Source organism: Xanthomonas sp. NCPPB 2864 (assembly GCF_056675615.1).
The window spans coordinates 77099-93967 of the sequence record NZ_JBWWVS010000012.1 but is presented as its reverse complement, the minus strand read 5'-3'; the positions used below and the strand labels follow the sequence as shown (position 1 = coordinate 93967).

The following is a 16869-nucleotide window of genomic DNA, read 5'->3' as shown; positions in this document are numbered from 1 at the left end:
ACTTTTCATCTTCGTCAACCCCTCGTGAAGAGGAAGTTGCCGTCGCTGCACTTCAATCCGCCGTGGCGTCTTTCCGTGTAGCGAGCCGCCCATCATAGCCGGCTTTTCCGTTTCGTCAACACCTTGTGATGTTTCCGATTCGCCCCCGTTCGTTGTTGCGATGCTTCGAGAAGCGCCGCCGTCCTGAGGGAGGCCGCGCAGTTTATCGAGACTGTGCAGAAGTGCAAGCACTTTTTGACACTGGCATGACACGGACGTCATTGCGCCCATGCGCCACGCCTGATCCCACGCGCTTTGCGGTGTATCCGGCCTGCTCTCTCCATCAAGGTCATGGGACCGTGTATCCGCATCGCAGCGACGCCGTGCTTTTCAGGCAGGACAACAAAAGCGTCGATAGAGAGCCGACCACGCAAGGTGCTGCGCTATCGATCATCGGCGCGCTCAGTGAGAATGCACGCACTAGATAGAGAGCTCCCAATGTCTCCCTTACGCAGCCTGCTTCGCGATCTATCCCTGCCTGCGATTGCTGCGGGCTTTGTCACGGTGCTGGTGGGCTTTGCCAGTTCTGCGGTGATCGTGTTCGAGGCGGCGCGTCACCTGGGGGCGGATCAGGCGCAGATCGCCTCATGGATGTGGGCGCTCGGCATTGGCATGGGCGTGACCTGCATCGGGCTGTCGCTGCGCTACCGGGTGCCGGTGGTGACGGCCTGGTCCACGCCGGGTGCGGCCATGCTGATCGGCAGTGCGGCCGGGGTGCCGTTGCGCGAGGCGGTCGGTGCGTTTGTGCTGGCGGCGGTGCTTGGCATGCTGGCTGGCTTCTCGGGGTTATTTGAGAAGGCGATCCGACGCATACCCATCTCGCTGGCCTCGGGCATGCTGGCCGGGGTGTTGTTGCGCTTCGGGCTGGACCTGTTCGTGGCGATGCAGAGCCAGGTGTGGCTGGCGCTGGCGATGCTGGCGGCCTATCTGGCCGGGCGGCGCTGGTTTGCGCGCTACGCGGTGATCGCGACCTTGTTGGTCGGCGTGGCGATTGCGGCCGGCAGCGGGTTGATGCAGTGGAAGAGCGTGCAGCTTGAACTGGCCCGGCCGGTGCTGGTGGTGCCGTCGTTGTCGTGGGCGGCGTTGTTCGGGCTGGCGATTCCGTTGTTCGTGGTCACCATGGCCTCGCAGAACGTGCCGGGCGTGGCGGTGATCCGCGCCTCCGGCTACGCGGTGCCGATCTCGCCAACGATCGGCTGGATCGGGGTGGTCAATACGCTGCTGGCACCGTTCGGTGGCTATGCCTTGAACCTGGCGGCCATCACCGCGGCGATCTGCATGGGCCGCGAGGCGCACGAGGATCCGGCGCGGCGTTACACCGCTGCGGTGAGCGCGGGCGTGTTCTATGTGCTGATCGGCGTGTTCGGCGCGACCGTGGCGGCGGTGTTTGCCGCCTTTCCGCGCGAGCTGGTGATGGCCATCGCCGGGATCGCCTTGCTGGGCACGATCGGCAACAGCCTGGCGGCCGCCTTGCAGCAGGACAGCGAGCGCGAAGCGGCCTTGATCACCTTCCTGGTGACCGCATCGGGGCTGACGTTGGGCGGGATCGGCGCCTCGTTCTGGGGCCTGGTGGCCGGAACAATCACCTTGCTGGTGTTGCGACCGCGGGCCTAGGGCAGCGATCAAAACGACGGCGCACACCGCCAGGCGGGCGCGGCCGGTGCGCGGAGTCCTCAACACTGCGGTATTTCCGCGCCGTCCGCACCCCGCTGGCGACTGCAGGCTACGTTTTGTCAGCCACTGCTGGCCGCGGCAGGCGATTCGGTTGCGGGTTGCGCTTATTCGGGGTCGCGTAGCTGCAGCAGCCAGTGGGCGGTGACGCCATTGGGGCTGGGCAGCGGTTCGAGGTGGAACTGACGGTAGACCGGCGCGCCCCCCTGCGAGCGCAGCGGCAGGGTGACATAGGCGGCGCGCCCTTGCCGCAGCGCGTCTTCGAGCAGCTCCACCTTGGACGGGGCGGCATCGCTGGCCAGCAGGGATAGGATGTCGCAACCGATCAGGTCGGCCACTTCGGTCTGGCTGAGTTCTGCGAAGGCCGGATTGACGAACATCAGCCGGTGCGCGTCCGCGGTGCCGCGTTCGATGATGGCCACACCATCGCGCAGCCGCGAGAGCGAGGCTTCGAGCAAGGTGAAATCCTGCTGGAAGCGCTTGCGCTCCATCAGTTCGATCAGCACGCGCAGGCTGCGCGCCGATTCCAGGTGCAGCGGCGACCAGCGTCGCGCGCGACCGCGCACGGTTTCCTGCCAGAGGTCGAAGCTCTTGCGTGGCGACAAGCGCGAATTGGGAATGTCCTGCAGCTTGGCCAGCTGCGGATTGCCGGCCCATTTGACCTGCTGCACCTGCTCGCGGCGGGTCCACAGCAAGGCGCTGCGCGACTGCGGCATCAGCGGCACGAAAATGAAACCGGCCGCCAGCGGGGCGAGGTCGGCCAGCTCGGGGAACACCTCGCCGATCGCATCCACATGCAGGGCGCCGACCGCATCTTCGCGCAGGGCATCGTGGTGTTCGGATTCGATGTGGTCGCGGATGCGGCGCAGCGCGGCCGCGTCCGGGGTGCTGCCATGCCGGCTGATCTCGCCGCCATGGAAGATCGCCACGCCGTCGGCGTCGACCACGTCCATCAGGTCGGGCGCCATGTCGGCGAGCATTTCCACGGTCATCTGGTCGGCGTCATTGAAGTCGGTGATCAGCTTCTCGCGCACGGTGAGCAGCACCGATTCCATATGCGCACGCGCCACCGCCTGCAATCCGCCGATGCGCCCGGCCAGCGCGCGGGTCACCGCATCGGTGGCATCGCGCATGGCGTGGCTGGTGAAGTGCGGGCTGTAGTGGTGGCAGGCGATCAGCCCCCACAGCGCGTCGTTGACGACAATCGAGGACACCAGCGTGGCGGTCACGCCCATGTTGGCCAGGTATTCCAGATGCACCGGCGAGACGCTGCGCAGGCTGACATCGCTCAGGTCCACCGGGGTGCCCAGGCGCGGATGCAGGGTGGGTTCGATCGCCGACGCCCGATAGCCGACATCGGCGATCTGGCGGACGCGGTTGCGCAGGTACAGCGCGCGCGCCTGGGCCGGGATGTCGGTGGCCGGGTAATGCAGGCCGAGATAGGCATCCAGCTCGGGCTGGCGCGCTTCGGCGATGATGTCGCCATTCCACTCTTCGTCGAAGCGGTACACCATCACCCGGTCGAAGCCGATCATGCTGCGTAGCCCCTTGGCGGCGCGCACGGCGGCTTCGGCAATGCCGGGATCGCGCTCGATGCTGCGCAGCAGCGGCAGCGCTTCGCGCAGGGTGACGTCCATCAGGCGTGCGTCGCGCGGCTCGATTTCCACCAGCCACTGCTCCGGATACAGATGCCAGGCAGCCACCCAGGGGTGGTCGGTGGGTGCTGCACGCAGGGGAAAGCGCACGTCGGCATGCAGCAGGTGCTGCGCCTGGTCCTCGACCGCGAATGGCTGCTCGCCGGGCAGTTCCAGCGCTTGCGTGTAGACCATGCCCAGCAGCTCGGCCAGCGGTACACCGAGCAGGTCGGCGGCGGTGGTGCTGGCCTGCACGATACGGCCGTCGGCCGGCTCGATCACCAGCAGCACGCCGTACGGCTGGATCAGGCCGGGGATATGGATCGGCTCACGCGCACAGACATCCATATCCAGGGGTTCGGTGGGCTGATTCACGGGCGCGGCTCCGCTGCAAGACAGGTGTGGAAGTGGGCAAACATGCGCTGCGCACCGTCGATGGCGGACGCGCGCGCGGAAGAGGTGTCCAGGCGTTGATCGAGCATGGCCTGGAACCGGCGCCAGCCAGCCGGGTCGTCGTTGGCCAGTTCGAAATAGCGCAAGGCGTCAGCCAGCGCGGGCTGCTGCTTGCGCAAGGTGCGCGCGATCATCCGCCCGCCGAGCTGCGAGCCTTCGATGACGTAGAGCATGCCCCAGCGTGCGGCATCGTTGCCGGCGGCAGGCGCCGCGATGGGCGGCTGTGGCGGCTGCCCGAGCGTGTGCAGGTCCTCGCGCAGGGCCGGGACGCGGCGGCGGTACTGCCAGCCGGTGCCGATCAGGGTGCTGAGCCAGTCGCTCAGTTGCGCTTCGAAGCCGGCCAGCAGCGCATGGTGCCGGCGCAGGATCAGCGTGTAGGCAGCGCGATCGACCCGCCCCTGCCCCAGCGCCTGCATCAGCGGAACCGTCTCGACCAGGCGGTGGGCGTCCTGCGTGGCGTGGCGCAGCGCGAGCGCGGCCGAGGGCGGAACAGCCAGGGTGTCAGGACACATAATGAGTGGAGGCGGTGCCGCAGCACGGAATGCATCAGCCTAGCAGTGACTGCGCAAATCAGATAAAGCGGGCGCGAGCACAAGCTGAATAGGTTGGCATCATCCCTGTGCCGTGGGGGCCGTGCCGGCCCCTCGCCCCGCCCGCCGCCAGGCCATGACCCAGCCTGCGGCAAGCAGAACACCCGCCAGCAACCAGGGGGCGCCGGGCAGATGCAGCGGTGCGCCCGTGCCGATAAACCAGGCGAACACGTTGGCAAACAACAGCGGACCGGCGATGCCGGCCAGACTGACCAGGCTGGTCAGTGCGCCCTGCACGCGGCCCTGCGCATCGGCGCCGACCTCGCGGGTGATCAAGGCCTGCGCGGCCGGTGCGGCGATGGCCCAGAACGCACTGATCGGCACGCCGATCAGGAACGCGGCACCGCTGTCGGCCAGCCCGTAGATGACGAAACCGACCACCCCGCAGCCCAGACCCAGCAGCAGCGCACGGCGTTCGCCCAGCCAGCGCACCAGCCGGCCGACCAGCAGCGCATTGACGATGATGCTGCACACGCCGACGCCAGCCAGCACCCAGCTCACCTCGCGCGGGCCCCAGTGGTATTGATAACCGGCGAACAGCACGAAGATGCTGGGATAGACGTAGTGCGCCAGGTTGGCCAGAAACACCACCGAGGCCAAGCCGAACACCTGCGGATAACGGCGCAGCAGCTTGAGTGCGCCGAGCGGGTTGGCATGCGACCAGTCCAGGCGTGGCGTGCGGCGTTCGGCAGGCAAGGATTCGGGCAGCACGAACCAGCCATACAGCACGTTCAGCAGCGCCAGCCCGGCGGCAAACCAGAACGGCCAGCGCAGGCCGATGCTGCCCAGCCAGCCGCCGATCAACGGCCCGGCGACAAAGCCAATACCGAACGCGGCGCCAAGCATGCCGAACGCGCCGGCGCGTTTGTCGGCCGGGGTGACGTCGGCGATGTAGGCATTGGCGGTGGAAAAGCTGGCCGAGCACACCCCGGAGATCACCCGCGCCAGCAGCAGCATCGGCAGGGAATGGGCGACCGCCATCAGGATGAAGTCCAGGCCCAGCCCCAGGCAGGAAAGCAGGATCACCGGGCGGCGGCCGTAGCGGTCGGACAGGGTGCCCTGCAGCGGCGAGCAGACGAACTGGATGGCGGCGAACAAGAAGCCAAACCAGCCGATCCAGCCGGCGGCGACGGCGTAGTCGCCCCCGGTGAACTGGCGCACCAGATCCGGCAGCACCGGAATGATCACGCCGAACGACAGCACGTCGATCAGCACGGTGATGAAGATGAAGATCAGCGCGGCGCGGCGCCGGCCCGTGGCGGGAGCGGAATCTGCTGGGAGGGACATCGCGCTGCGCAGTGGGGCGAAGCGGCGAGTGTAGCGGTGGACCGGGTGGCGCAGTTGTGGGGATGAGCTGTCGCCTGATACGCCCAACGCCCCCATCACTGAGAGCCCCTCTCCTGCGGGGCGAGAAGACTTGCGCGCCACTGGCGCGCGTGCATTTGAGCGCCTGCGCCTCATGCGTGGGCCGGGGCGCCGGGCGCGGGTTGGGATGAGGGTATGGACGAAGCCACAGGAATTGTGAGGTGGCACGAGGCTTCGCCCGCACCCTCGTCCGCCCCTTCGGGGCACCTTCTCCCGGCGGGAGAAGGGAGCCGTGCTGCTTCTTTCCTGTTGGAAGGCAGCGCAGGATCTGGGCGATCCTGGTGCCAACTTGCACTTACTCGACGCTGATGGTCTGGGTCAGCGTGTGGCTGGCGCCGGGGGCGAGTTCGATGACGTCCGGGCCGGCGTTGGCCGCTTCCAGGCAGACGTAATCGCGCCAGCCCTCGCCCACGTCGGCCATCTTGGCGGCCGCCTCGTCGCCCGGGTTCCAGGCCACCAGCGAGCGGCTGCCCTGGGTGGCGATGACGATGCGCCGGCCGAGCACCGGGTCGGTCAGGGTGTAGCGGCCGCCGGCGTTGGTGTAGATGCGATCGCTGCGGCCGGGGTCGCGTGGGTCGCGCAGGCTCCAGTCGCCCTGCTGGCGGTGGGCGGTGGCGTAGTTCTCGTACTTGTCGAGGTAGTCCAGCCCGTCCAGGCCCTGCACGCTGACGGTGAGCGCGTCGCCGACGCGGAAGTAGTTATGCAGCGCCTGGGTGAAGCGCACCGGGGCCGGGCTGGTGTTTTCGGTGATCAGGCTTTGTTCGAGGGTGCGGCCGATGCGCAGGGTCATGCGCAGGCGCAGCGCCAGGTCGTCGAAGCTGGGCGGGGTCAGCGTGAGCACCAGGGTGCCGTCGTTCTCGCGCCGGCTCTCGGTGAGCTGCCAGGGCACGGTGCGCACGAAGCCGTGTGCAGGGACCTCGCCGGTCTGGTCCTGGCGGCCGAAGTACGGCCAGCACACCGGCGCGCCGCCGCGGATCGGGGTGGGCGGCTGCTTGGCGGTGGGCGACAGCCACATCACGTCCTGCCCGCCCTTGGGCACGAACGACAGCAGCTGGCCGCCGAACAGGCTGATGGCGGCAGTAGAGAACGGGGTGTCGATCAACAGCGAGGGAAAGCCGTGGAAGTCGCCTGTGCGCAGGCCGGTGAGGTCGGACATGGGGGGTGCCTTCTGGACGATGGGGGATTGGACGAATGCGGGATAGGCGGCCGGCAGTTTGAACGCCGTGGCGCGGATGGCCGCCGCGCCGGCGACCGGTGGGGCGGCGCGCAGGGCGGTGAGGATGCGTTGTCCGGGGCGGCCGTCGGCCGGCTGCAGGCCCAGGCGGGTCTGCTCGACCTGGATGGCGCGCCGGCTGGCGGTGCCGATCATGCCGTCGGCCTCGCCGATCAGATGGCCGCGCGCCAGCAGCAATTGCTGCAGTTCGCGCCGTTCGGGCCGACCCAGGCCGGGGTCGTCGGTGGGCCAGGCGGCGACCAGGCCGGCGCCACCGCGCAGCCGGTCGGCGAGCAGGGAGATCGACAGCGCGTAGCTTTCGGCGGCGTTGTAGGCGTAGATCGCGTCGTAGTTGCGGAACACCAGGAATGCCGGGCCGGTCGCGCCGGCCGGCAGCAGCAGGGCGGCCGGGGTTTCGGCGGGTAGACCGGCCGGCGCCAGCGCCTTACCGTCGGTGCCGAGCAGGCCGGCGTTTTGCCAGGCCTGCAGCGGTTGACGCCGGGTGCGGCCGGCCTTGCTGGCGTCGAAGCCGGCAGGCAGGCGGACTTCCATGCCCCAGGGGCGGGCACGCTCCCAGCCGGCCTTGACCAGATAGTTGGCGGTGGAGGCCAGCGCGTCGGGAATGCTGGCGACCAGGTCGCGGCGGCCGTCGCCGTCGCCGTCCACCGCGATGCGGGCATAGGTCGAGGGCATGAACTGGGTCTGCCCGAAGGCGCCCGCCCAGGAGCCGGTCAAGCCATCCGGCGACAGATCGCCTTGCTGCAGCAGGCCGAGCAAGGCGAGCAATTCGCCACGGAAGAACGGCTGGCGGCGGCCCGCGCACGACAGCGTGGCCAGCGAGACCAGCAGCGGGCGCTTGCCGGTGACGCGGCCGTAGTCGCTCTCCACGCCCCAGACCGCCACGATGGTGGCCGGATCGACCCCGGTCTGTTCGGACAGGCGCGTAAGCAAATCGCGGTGGGTGGCCAGCATGGCCTGGCCGTCGGCGACACGCTGGCTGTCGACCAGGCTGGCGAGGTAGTCCCAGATCGGGGTGGTGAATTCGGGCTGGGCATCGAGCAGCGGCAACACGCTGGGGTCGGGCGCCAGGCCGGCGGTGAAGCGCTGGAAGTCGGCGGCCCCCACGCCCTTGGCGGCGGCCTGGGTCTGCAGGCCGGCCAGGCAGCGGTCGAAGGCCGGATCGGCGCAGGCAATCAGCGGCGCCAGCGCCAACAGCGCAGGCAGGACGCGCCGGGTCGGCATCACGGCGCGATGGCCGGCGTGTGGACGGAGGTCATGCGGTGGAACGCTCCTGCGGCAGGTTGAGCCGCCGAGGATAGCCAACCTGGCAAGTTGCAGGCGTGCAGGCCGTGATGTTGCGACGGCATCGTGCGCTGCGCTGGTCGGCAGCGATACGCAGGGGTGACTGTGCGGTGCGTACGCTTTTCAGCGCGATGGGCACGACGCAGAGATCGTGTGGCGCGAGTCGGAGAATGATGTTGCGTGCCGATGGAGTGGCATCGATCCGGCCCGCCGGGCGAAGACGCCGCGGCAACCCAGCCGCGTCGATCGCCGCGCCTAGCTACCGTCGCCGGTGATGCCGGTCAGCAGCGACAACGCCGGGCTGGAGGGGCTGGTGTCGGGCATACGTCGGGCGCGCGCGCTGCGCGGGGCGTCGTGGCGGGGGCCGAACCAGATCAGTGCCGTGGCCAGGCACGCCGGCAGCACGATCGCGAACACCACGATGGCCACAAGCACCCACTGCCAGAGATTGAAGGTTGCCATCATCGTGTCCGCCCCGCGGCGAGCTCCGCCGAGGCGGCAAGCTTCCGGGATCGGCTGCGAACGTGGCGTCGAGAAACCGCGCCGGCCCGTGCCGTCCGTCGGGCTGAACAGCTTCATGGTGAGCGTGACCGCTGACCTCGCTCACGCCTGAGCCCGGCTCAGCGCGCGTCGAGGTAATACCAGCGGCCGTCTTCGCGCACGAAGCGGCTGTGTTCGGTCATGCGCACCGCGCTGCCGCCGCCGATGCGGTAGCGGGCCAGGAACGCCACCTCGGCGGTGTCGGTGCCGGTCTCGATGGCGCGTTGCACGGTCAGGCCGAGCCAGGTGGTGCGGCCGCCCTCGTCCAGCGACAGCTCGGGTGGGCGCGTGGACGGATGCCAGCTGGCGAGCAGGTACGCCACATCGCGGCGGACGTAGGCGCTGTAGCGCGCACGCATCAGGGTTTCGGCATCGGGCGCGGCGGCGCCGGCGTGGTAGTGCCCGCAGCACTGCGCGTAGGTGGCGGCGCGGCCGCAGGGACAGGGATCGTTGGAAGTGGAAGTCGGCATCTGGCGATTGTGCGGGAAGTGGGAAGTGGGAGGCGGGGTTTCTGCGCGTTTATGCTGTCGCCCCGTCGTGCGGAGCACCGCCTTGCTGGAACTGATTCCCACCGAATTGCCGTGGCTGCTGTGCATCGCGTTTGTCGCCGGGCTGGTGGATGCGGCGGTCGGCGGCGGTGGCCTGATCCAGCTGCCGGGATTGTTTGCGACCCTGCCGCAGCAGGCGCCGTCGCTGATTCTGGGCACCAACAAGTTCAGCGCGATGTTCGGCACCGGTGCCTCGGCATGGCGCTATGCGCGCACTGTGCGCTTTCCGTGGCGGCCGGTGCTGTACGCGACGGTGGCGGCGTTTACGTTTTCGTTTCTGGGCGCGACCGCGGTCAGCCTGATGCCCAAGCAGGCGGTGCGGCCGCTGATCCTGGTGCTGCTGATCGCGATGCTGGTCTACACGCTGATCAAGAAGGACTTCGGTGCGCTGCATCGGCCACGCCAGATCGGCCGGCGCGAATTGATCACTGCCTTGGCGATGGGCGCGGCGATCGGGTTCTACGACGGGTTCTTCGGGCCCGGTACCGGCAGTTTCCTGATCTTCCTGTTCATCCGCTTCTTCGGGCTGGACTTTCTGCGCGCCTCGGCCGCAGCCAAGGTAGTGAACCTGGCCACCAACCTGGCGGCGCTGTCGTTCTTCCTGCCCAGCGGCCAGGTGATGCTGGCGATCGGCATCCCGATGGCGGTGGCCAACGTGGCCGGTGCGGTCGCCGGCACGCGGATGGCGCTACGCGGCGGCACGCCGCTGATCCGCACGTTGTTCCTGGTGCTGGTCATCGTGCTGATCGGCAAGATGGGCTGGGATCTGCTGCACGGCGCTTAGAACTCCATACTCAGCGTCGCCGACAAGGTGCGCGGTGCGCCGGGAGAGTGGTGGTCTGCTGTCCCCGACCTGCGACGCCTGCGACCGCAGCGCGGTGACGCAGGCATCCAGGCGGCGCGCTCAGCGTTTTCCGCGCGGCTTGCCTGCAGATCCGCGCGTGGACGCAGCACGTGCCTTGGCCACGGGTTTGGCTGGCGCGGGCCTGGCCGCAGTGCGCGCCGCAGTTGCCCTGGTTGCCTTGGTTGCGCCACCCAGCGATGTGGTGGCGCGCCTGGTCGCTACCGTCGATTTGGCAGCAGGCTTTCTCGGCGCTGCCGCTGTTGTAGCGGCCTTGTTCTGCCTGGCAGTCGGTTTGGCGGACGCGGTCGCGCGCCTGGGTGCCGCCCCGGTGTTCGCTGGCGTCCTGGCCGGTTTGGCCGGCGTTGCCGGCTTGCGCGCTGTGCCCGCTGCAGGCGATGCAGGTTTGGCTGGTGCAGGTTTGGCGGATGCGGCCTTGCCCGCTGCGGTCTTCGCCGCTGCCGACGTGCCTGATCCCGCACGTGCGCTGGCAGCGACTGTTTTTGATGGCTTCGGCGCGGCTCGAACGGCCGGCGTCGATGCCGGCGCGACCTTGCTGGCGCGCTTGCTCGCCCCGGCTGCTACGTCGTCCTGTGCAGGGACGTCCTGAAGTGCCGCGCCCTCAGCGGCAGAGACGGCAGCGGTGCTGTCCATCCGCGTTTCACCCTGCGTCGAAGGCGGTGCATCCTCGCGCTGCGCAGCACTCACCGCCTGTTCCGTCACCGCAGCAGCGGCCTCGTCCCCGCGCGAGCGCTCGGGTAACTGGAGTCGCTGCGCCTGCTCGTCGTATTCGATCAGCAGCACGCCGGAGTTGTGCCGGCCGCTGATTTCCACAAAGCAGGCACCGCCGATGAACGGCTCCAGCGTCATCACCGATTTCAGCGGCGTGGCCACCACCATCTGGAAACCGAAGTTCTCGAAGATGTTCATCGCCAGCGCGGTGAATTCGTTGTCGGCCTTGTCGAAGGCTTCGTCCAGCACCACCGCGCAATAGCGCGGCAGTTCGCCGTCTTCGCCACCGAGCTGGTAGCGCAATGCGGCGGCCAGGCAGGTGGTTGCCAGCTTCTGGCGCTGACCGCCGGATTTGCCGGCGCCGCTGCGGTAGATCTCCACCTGCGCGCGGGTCTGCGCATCCAGCTCCACGCCGATGAATTCCACATGCTGGCGCACGTCCAGCACCTGCTCACGCCAGCGGCGTGCGTCCGGTTCCTGCGCGCCCAGGCGTGCCACCAACGCGCGCAGGGTGGAAAACTGCGCTTCGGCCAGTGCGCGGTCTTCGGTCTGGTGATGCGACAGCACCGCGCGCAGCTGTTGCTGGAATTCCTGCACCTCGCCCAGGCGACGGTCGCTGACCTCGATGGTCAGCAGCGTGCCGCGATTGAACGGCACCTGCTCCAGACTGGCGTTGACCTCGTCCATGCGCTGCTTGATGCCCTTGTGGGCCTCGGCGGTGTGGCGCTGCAGGGCCAGCAGATTGTTCTTGCTCTGGGTCTGCAGCAGATCGAAGAAGCGGTGCTCGTGGCGCGGCAGGCCATCGCTCTCCAGGCGATCCAGGCGCGCGAGAAAATCGTCGGCACTGGCCAGGCTCACGGTGAAATCGCCGCTGTCTTCCGGCCATTGCTGGCAGTACTTGCGGAAGCAGTCGAGCAGCTGCGCGCTGAGCCGGCTGTCGCGGCCCTGGCTCTCGGCCAGTTGCTCGGCCAGGCCACGCTCGACCACGCGGAAATGCGCCTCCAGATTGTCCAGCGACAGCGGTGCCAACGCCGCCAGGCGCTCGCGCAGGCCCTGCAGCTGGGTGGGCGTGAGCGCGGCGGTGCCGGCACGGCTGGCACAGGCAGCGTGCTGCTGTTCCAGCCGGACCCGCTCGCGTGCCAGCTGCGCGCGCTCCAGCCGCACATCCTCGTAGGTGCGCTTGGCCTGGTCGCGCAAGGTACGTGCGGTCTCGATCGCCTGGCCGAGCGCGCGCAGGCCGCTGTTGCCTTCGCGCAGCTGCTGCAGCTGTTCGTCGATGTCGCTCAGGCGCTGCAGCTTGGGGCCGACATCGATCTCGTCCCAGTCGCGCTCCACCAGCGTGTGCGCGGCCAGCTGCCGTTCCTGGTCTTGCTCGCGTTGCTTGCGCAGCGCGGCCACGTCGGCATCGCAGCTGGCGATGCGCTGGGCAAGCGTCTGCGCTTCGCGCTCGAACACCTTGAGCTTGTCGCGGTTGTCGTGGCCCAGCAACCAGCGCTTGCGGTCGTTGACCGCATGGCGGTCGTCCTTTTCGTAACGGTCGCCGGGATGCTTGACCTGCCCTTCGCGGGTGATGGCGCGGTCGGCATTGCGCAGCGCGGCGGCGTTGTCGACGCATTCGTAGTCGAAGCGACGCATCAACTCGTTGCGCAGCCACTCGGTGAAGGCATGCTCACGCAGCTGCAGCTTGCCCGGCAATGCACGCGCATCCGGCGTGCGCGCATGCAGCGCATCGTTGCGCCGTACCCGGAAATACACCAGCCGCGTGCCGAGCTGGGTGCGGTTGACCCATTCGCTGACCTGCGCGTAATGGCGGTCGTCCACCAGCAGCGACTGCGCAAAACCGCTCAGCACGCGCTCGATCGCGCCGCGCCAGGCAGATTGATCCTCGCGCACCTGCACCAGTTCGCCAACGAATGGCAGCGCCGCTTCGGCAATACCGGTGTCCTCGCACAGGCGCGCGCGCAAGGCCTGCATCGGTGCCGGCATGCTGGACGGGGCACGCTTCAACGCATCCAGTTCGGCGCGGATCTCGGCAAAGCGCCGCTCATCGTCGCGGCGCACACCCATGCGCTCGGCGATCGCCTCATCCAGCGCGCTGGCGTCGTGCTTGCCGTTCTCGAGCACGGTCTGCGCGTACGCGATCTGCTCGGCAAAGCCGCTGGCGCCTGCGGCCAGGGCCGTGCCGAGCTGGCGGCAGGCCTGTTCGATCTGCACGCGCCGCCGCAGGCGCTCGTCGCGTTCGCGCTCGACCCGGGCGCGCTCGCGTTCGAGTTCCTCGATCTGTTCGCCACCGGCGGCGCGTTGTTCGCGTTCCAGCCCGGCGAGCTTCTGTTCGTGATTGTCCAGCGACTCACGCCGCTGGCCTTCTTCGCCGGCCAACCCGCGGTCCTGGCTGTCGAGTTCGTGCAGGCGCGTCTCCAGCAAGGCCAGACGCTGCTGTTCGCGGTAGCTGTCCACGCCCAGCTGCAGCTCGCGCAACTCGCCGACGCTGTGGCGCAGGGCCATCAGCGCCGCATGGTGCTCGCGTGCCGGGCTGAGCGTTTCCACCTGCCGGCGTGCGGTGACCACTGCATGGTGTGCGCCGTCGAGTTCGGCGAAGTCTTCCACCAGCCGGTCGGCCGCCTCGAACGTGCGCGGCTCGTCCAGCATGAAGCCGCGCAGGAACACATTGAGATCGCCCAGGTTCTTGGCCGACTGGGTCTTGTGCAGCAACCGCAACGCCATCTCGTTGCCGATGCCCAGCGCATGCCGAAAGCGCTCTGCGTAGCCGGCAAAGCCGTCGAAATGCGCGACCTCCTCGCCAAGACGCGCCTTGAGCCTGCGCAGATCCAGATCGAAGCCATCCAGCTCGCTGGCCACATCGAAGCTGCGTGGCGCGACCATGTAATGGCGGCGCACATCGGCCGCGGCATTGCCGCTGCCGGCGATCCAGAACAGGCGAATCAGGCTGACCGTCTCGCCGTGCGCGTTGCGGTATTCCAGCACCAGCGCCGACCAGGTAGCGCCCTTGCGCAGGTATTGGGTGGCGATCTCGCCCGAGGCGCTGTCCTGCTGATCGGCCCAGGCACCGCGCACGTACGACACCAGGCTGCGATCGCGCCCGCTGCGCTCGGCCTCGCGTGCGGCGGCGTTGAAGTCGACGATGCTGGGCGGGGTCAGCAACGCCGACATCGCATCCAGCAGGGTCGACTTGCCCGACCCGGAGCGCCCGACGAACAGGAAGCCCTTCTCGGCGATCGGCACCTCGGTCAAGCCGTTGAACGTGCCCCAGTTGTGCACCTGCAACCGCCGCATGCGGAACTGCTGCGCGCGCTGCTCGGCAAGCGAATCAGTGAACAGGGACGCGCCCGGCTGCGCCGGCGACAGGTTGGACTGGGAATTCATGGCTTACTCACCAAAACGGGATGACGGGTAACGCTGAAGACGACTCACATCAGGACTGTTTGTAGCGGGGTGTTGCGTGTTGCTGGGCTGGTGGCGGTGCTGTGGTCTGGGAGTGATTCGGTACAGCCCCTTCGCGGCCGGGGCCGCTCCTACGGGGGCGGTGGTCTGCGTTGACGTGGGGCGGAGGCGGCGGCCGATAAGGAAGCTGGATGCCTTGCTGCAGCCCGTGGAAAAAGTGATCGCGTTCGACCGGGCGTGAGAGCCGACATCCGTCGCACAACGCACGACTACACAAACTCCACGCATCCCGGGCGTCATACATCGGGCATCGCGATCGGCCGTCCGCTCATCCGCCCTTCGGGCACCTTCTCCCGAGGGGAGAAGGCACTTAGTCGAGCGCAACGTCCCCCTCGCGCAAGCCGCGATACGCCACCACCAGGGCCTGCACGTCTTCGGCCGAAAACAGCAACTTCAGCACCGGCGAGACCTCGTAGCGCTCCTCGCTGCCGCGCAGCCGCGACAGCAACTGGTTCTCGCGCATCTTGCCGATCGCCGTCAGCACCCGTCGCGCGAATCCGGCGCGGTCGGTGGACACGTTCTTCTCGTAGACCGACAAGGCCTCCACCAACTGCGCCTCGTCCACCACCGCCCGCTCGCCGCGCGTATCGGCTTCGGCCAGTTGCTGGCGCAGGAACAGCAGCAGCACCGACTCGATGAAGGTCAGCGGCGCGCTGCGCAGCAGGGTCGGCGATTCCAGCTCGGCGGTGTCGGCCTGACGGGTGAAGGCCACCCCGCCCTCGCGGTCCAGCACCAGCTCCAGGAACAGCTCGCACAAGACCTGGCGGATCGCCGCCTCGTTGCGTAGCAGCGCAGGCCACAACGCACCGTGGCGTTGCGCGTCGATACTGGGGCCGGCCAGCAGCTGGCACAGCGCGCGCCGCGCGTCGAACGGCAGCGTGCCGGTGTCGCCCAGGAACAGTTCGCCGCGCGGCTGTGCAGGCGATGTCTCCGTCAGCGGCGTGCGACCGGCATCGGCCGACGCGCCACTGTCCTCGTCCGCGTCCAGGCGGGTGTCCTCAGTCCAGTTCATTGCGTTTCTCCCGGGTGAACCACACCAGCGGAATGCGTGCGCGCCGCAGGGCGCCGTCGCCGCCTTCCCATTGCACCGTTTCCATCTGTCCGTCGATCACCACGCCGTGGCGCGTGCCCAGCGACAGGTAACCGATCACGCTGCCCAGGCCCTGCGCGGCCGGGCGCTGCTGCAGCGCATCGCCGATGGTCAGGCGCGGGCGCTGGCCGAGCAGCTCGTGCAGGTCGCGGCGCAGGCTGCGCACGTCGATTTCCGATTGCGCGACCAGATCGCCCACGCTGTCGAGCGAGATGTCTGCCGCGTCGGCAGCCTGCACGCGGCCATCGACCTGGGTCAGGCGCGGGTCGTGCAGGCGCCACTGCGACAGCGAACGCAGGCGGGCAGCGCTCAACGCCTGGGTGTAGCCGGTGGCGGTGGTGGCGTGCAGGCTGTCGCGCAGCTGCAAGGCTTCGCCTTGCGCCTGCTTGAGCAATTGATTGAGCCGGCGCTGCTCCAGATAGCCGCGGCTCTGCACGAAACCGCGCAGGCTGCGGGCGAAGTGCTGCATCACCGTGTGCACCTCACCGCCGCGCTCCAGCAGCGTGCCGGTCAACCCGCGCAGGAAGGCGCGTTCGCGCCGGTCAAGCTTGCGCGCGAAGCCGCGTGCCAGCAGCGCATCCAGCGCCTGATCGAGCTGGCTGCTTTGCTGGGTGTCGTTGAGCAGGCTCCAGAACGCCTCGAAGGTGCGCCCGGCCTCGCTGTCGGCGATCACGTCCACGCCGTTGAACAGCTGCTCCAGCACATCGCCGCGCGCGCCCTCGTCGTCGATGATGCGTTCGCGGAACTGGCGATTGAGCTGTTCGAAATCGTCACGCACGCGATGGAAATCTTCGGCCAGTTCGTCGGAGAGATGGATCAGGTCGCGGGCGCGCTCCAGCGCGCGCTTGCCGTCCAGCGCGGCCACGCGGCCGGAGGCCACGCGTTCGATCTCGGCATCGATGCGCGCGCGTTCTTCGCGCAGGGCGGCCAGGCGCAGCTCCGGGTCGGCTTCGGTCTGGCCCGCCAGCTGCACCAGCTGCTGGATCACCAGCGACAGGCGGCTTTCGGTGGCGCTGCTGCTGCTCTCGCGCAGGCCGACGATGAAGCGGATGGCCTGGGTGGCCGCGCGCGACAACTCGTACTCTTCTTCAGCCGCGCCTTCGGGCAGGCGGCGTTCCAGCCAGCCCTGCGCCAGCCAATGCGCCAGATAGGCCTGCGCGGTACGCGGCAACTCGCGCGAGAGTTCGTCGGCGCGCAGCGCGTCGAGCTGGCGCTGCAGGCGCTCGTGCAGCACGGCCGAGGGCAGGCGGCGTTCGCCGTCCAGCAACACCGTCTGCAGCAGGCCGATCAGCTCCGGCGCGTGGTCGGCGGCCAGCAGTTTCCACACCGGCTGCTCGCGCAATTGGCGATAGCCGGCGATACGTGCCTGGTGCTTCATGGCGACGGCAA

General features: G+C 68.6%; 11 protein-coding genes, 1 other RNA gene and 1 pseudogene. 3 read left to right on the top strand and 10 right to left on the bottom strand.

Going from position 1 to position 16869, the window contains the following annotated elements; translation table 11 throughout:
- Positions 1 to 270, bottom strand: a 270-nt coding sequence (locus tag AC1KVE_RS19215; protein ID WP_481092465.1) for a hypothetical protein, incomplete at its 3' end; no start/stop codon positions are given.
- Positions 271 to 477: 207 nt separating this feature from the next.
- Here AC1KVE_RS19215 and AC1KVE_RS19210 point away from each other — a divergent pair.
- On the top strand, positions 478 to 1653 hold the full coding sequence (locus AC1KVE_RS19210) for a benzoate/H(+) symporter BenE family transporter (RefSeq protein WP_104560842.1): 1176 nt from the start codon (positions 478 to 480) through the stop codon (positions 1651 to 1653).
- 54 nt (positions 1654 to 1707) lie between these two features.
- Positions 1708 to 1778: non-coding RNA, sX9 sRNA (locus AC1KVE_RS19205), on the top strand.
- Between the two features lie 39 nt (positions 1779 to 1817).
- On the opposite strand, the gene bphP is transcribed toward AC1KVE_RS19205, so the two are convergent.
- The 6 genes from bphP to AC1KVE_RS19175 form a co-directional block, all read right to left on the bottom strand.
- A complete protein-coding gene (bphP, locus tag AC1KVE_RS19200; protein ID WP_184432849.1) occupies positions 1818 to 3719 on the bottom strand; it encodes a bacteriophytochrome BphP in 1902 nt (633 codons plus the stop codon).
- Positions 3716 to 4309 (bottom strand): biliverdin-producing heme oxygenase, encoded by a 594-nt coding sequence (locus AC1KVE_RS19195; protein WP_104553809.1) that lies wholly within the window; start codon positions 4307 to 4309, stop codon positions 3716 to 3718. The genes bphP and AC1KVE_RS19195 overlap by 4 nt, the downstream gene beginning before the upstream one ends.
- A gap of 99 nt (positions 4310 to 4408) precedes the next feature.
- Positions 4409 to 5674, bottom strand: a complete 1266-nt coding sequence (locus AC1KVE_RS19190; RefSeq protein WP_481092466.1) for a TCR/Tet family MFS transporter — start codon at positions 5672 to 5674, stop codon at positions 4409 to 4411.
- Positions 5675 to 6047: 373 nt separating this feature from the next.
- Positions 6048 to 8207 carry a lytic murein transglycosylase gene (locus AC1KVE_RS19185; protein ID WP_481092467.1) on the bottom strand — a complete coding sequence of 720 codons (2160 nt, stop codon included), beginning with the start codon at positions 8205 to 8207 and terminating at the stop codon, positions 6048 to 6050.
- A gap of 315 nt (positions 8208 to 8522) precedes the next feature.
- Positions 8523 to 8729 carry a hypothetical protein gene (locus AC1KVE_RS19180; RefSeq protein ID WP_024939646.1) on the bottom strand — a complete coding sequence of 69 codons (207 nt, stop codon included), beginning with the start codon at positions 8727 to 8729 and terminating at the stop codon, positions 8523 to 8525.
- Positions 8730 to 8887: 158 nt separating this feature from the next.
- Complete coding sequence (locus tag AC1KVE_RS19175; RefSeq protein WP_104553812.1) at positions 8888 to 9277, bottom strand: YchJ family protein; 390 nt, start codon at positions 9275 to 9277, stop codon at positions 8888 to 8890.
- A gap of 82 nt (positions 9278 to 9359) precedes the next feature.
- Here AC1KVE_RS19175 and AC1KVE_RS19170 point away from each other — a divergent pair, with 82 nt between their 5' ends.
- Complete coding sequence (locus AC1KVE_RS19170; protein WP_180968875.1) at positions 9360 to 10139, top strand: sulfite exporter TauE/SafE family protein; 780 nt, start codon at positions 9360 to 9362, stop codon at positions 10137 to 10139.
- 728 nt (positions 10140 to 10867) lie between these two features.
- On the opposite strand, the pseudogene AC1KVE_RS19165 reads toward AC1KVE_RS19170, so the two are convergent.
- From AC1KVE_RS19165 to AC1KVE_RS19155, 3 genes and pseudogenes are all read right to left on the bottom strand, one after another.
- Positions 10868 to 14312 (bottom strand): annotated as a pseudogene (locus AC1KVE_RS19165) (ATP-binding protein); the annotation flags it as partial.
- Between the two features lie 388 nt (positions 14313 to 14700).
- Positions 14701 to 15402, bottom strand: coding sequence for a DUF4194 domain-containing protein (locus AC1KVE_RS19160; protein ID WP_039518266.1), 702 nt, complete (start codon positions 15400 to 15402; stop codon positions 14701 to 14703).
- Positions 15389 to 16858, bottom strand: coding sequence for a DUF3375 domain-containing protein (locus AC1KVE_RS19155; protein WP_016902174.1), 1470 nt, complete (start codon positions 16856 to 16858; stop codon positions 15389 to 15391). Before AC1KVE_RS19155 ends, AC1KVE_RS19160 begins: the two co-directional genes overlap by 14 nt.
- Positions 16859 to 16869: the final 11 nt, after the last annotated feature.